This is a genomic window from Acidiphilium sp. PM (assembly GCF_000219295.1).
GTDB classification, from domain to species: Bacteria; Pseudomonadota; Alphaproteobacteria; order Acetobacterales; family Acetobacteraceae; genus Acidiphilium; species Acidiphilium multivorum.
In genome coordinates, this window is the sequence record NZ_AFPR01000580.1 from 1 (window position 1) to 1,822 (window position 1,822).

General features: G+C 59.2%; 1 protein-coding gene and 1 pseudogene. One reads left to right on the plus strand and one right to left on the minus strand.

The genetic code is table 11. The features are described 5' to 3' along the window. A pseudogene (locus tag APM_RS22855) lies at positions 1-430 on the plus strand (IS5/IS1182 family transposase); the annotation flags it as partial. Positions 431-627: 197 nt separating this feature from the next. Here APM_RS22855 and APM_RS18775 read toward each other — a convergent pair. After that, positions 628-1,647, minus strand: coding sequence for a GntR family transcriptional regulator (locus tag APM_RS18775; RefSeq protein WP_039889278.1), 1,020 nt, complete (start codon positions 1,645-1,647; stop codon positions 628-630). Positions 1,648-1,822 lie beyond the last annotated feature (175 nt).

The window sequence follows — 1,822 nt, forward strand, 5'->3', positions numbered from 1 at the left end:
CAGGCCGGGAAATCCCTATGACGGCCACACCCTGGCCGGCCAGATCGAGCAGGTCGAGCGGATCACCGGCGTTGCCGTCGCCCGCGCCTATGTCGACCGCGGCTATCGCGGCCACGGCGTCGAAGCCGACGGCAGAAAGATCTTCATCTCCCGTCAGAAACGCGGCATTACCCCCACCATCCGCCGCGAATTGCGCCGCCGCGCCGCCATCGAGCCCGTCATCGGCCACATGAAGACCGACGGCCATCTCGGAAGAAACTTCCTGCTCGGCGTCGACGGTGATGCCATCAACGCCGTCCTCGCCGGCGTCGGACACAACCTTCGCCTCCTCCGCAGATGGTTGATCAGGCTTCTTTGTGCCCTCCTCGCATGGCTCTCGGCCGCAAACCGCTCACCAAGCCTCGGCTTCGCCCACCGCCAGATCTCATAGTTCACAGGCGACTCCCTACACTTTCTGAAAGCACGGTACTTTGAAAAAGGGACAGAAAGCCGGATCTGGATCGGAGCAGATCCGGTGCCGATGGTGGCCCCAGCCGCAGATGATTTTCTTAAATCTTATCAATATATTACGAAATTTTCTGCCGAGATCGAGCTCCTGCACCGGATCACAACTACGGGGCAGTGATGTCAGCTCGAAGCAAGATCGTCGAGCGGTGTAAGATATGCGGGAATGGATCTTGGGGTTGGCAGAACCGCTACGATTTTCACTTGGGCGATTTTACGATGCATCGATGCCTCAAGATGCCGAAATAGCATTGCTGCTGCTGCGTCCACTGCGCCACGAAGAAGAACTTCGACGACCAATCGCTGCTCCGTGATCGGTGCGGGATCATCCGGTAGACCAAGTTGCCGGAGCACCCGTTCCGACGCCCGTACCGGCAATATGTTGTCGCGGACCAGGGCGGCGAGCCGCCTGTTCGGCGTAGCCAAGATGCAGGTGTCGGTGAAGCGGCGTTCGAGTTCGATCAGATCGCCGCTTTCGATCGACTCGGCCTTCTGCTCATGACCGACAAGCTCGCTCAGAAGGGTTTCGAGGGACTGTGGGTCGATATAAGGCGCTGCGTCGGCTAAGGCTGGCGGTTCCAGAAGTTTGCGAACTGCAAAATGCTCGCGAATTGTATTGGCGGTCAGAGGGCCGGCGATCCAATGGGAACTCTGGTTCCTGCGTACCAGCCCCCGCTCTTCGAGGCGCCCAAGGACGTCCCGCACAACCGTTCGGCTGACGTTGAAATATTCGGCGAGAGCGGCCTCGACGATACGATACTGGCCGAAAATGACGCAGCTCGCGATGTCGGTTTCAACCGTTTCATAGATGCGTTCGCCTGATGAGCGACTGGCCAGTGCCTCCTCGGCGCCAGCTGAAAGCTCCAGAGAGATGGTCCTTATGTCACGACGAATGGGATCGACGCTATCGGCCAGCCCCACAAGGTAGCCACGACCGTTGAACCGCTGGATAAGCCCGCGTCGTTGCAGGTTCTGCAAGGCACGCTGGACCGGTGGCCTGGTCGTGCGGAGCGCTTCGGCAATCGGCCCTTCAAGGAGCACGAATCCCGTTGGCAAGCGCCCGCTCGCGATATTCGCAGCAAGCACGGTCTCGATCACCGCGTAGCGATGCCGCGTTGGCACATACAAACGGTTCCGCGTCATGTTCATGCTTTCCGCATTTTTCAGTTGACCACCATCGCGCCTTTCAACCACATCCGCCACCCTACGACAGTGGCCTTTAAAATGGCGATTGCATACCGTAATACGTCAAATCGCCGAGATCATGGTGCCGTACTCCATGCGGTGCAGCATGGTCGCTCTTGGCTCGTCAACACGG

What these genes read in the sequence shown, in the direction of transcription:
- APM_RS18775 (WP_039889278.1), bottom strand. Translation starts at nt 1,647, where the DNA reads ATGACGCGGAACCGTTTGTATGTGCCAACGCGGCATCGCTACGCGGTG.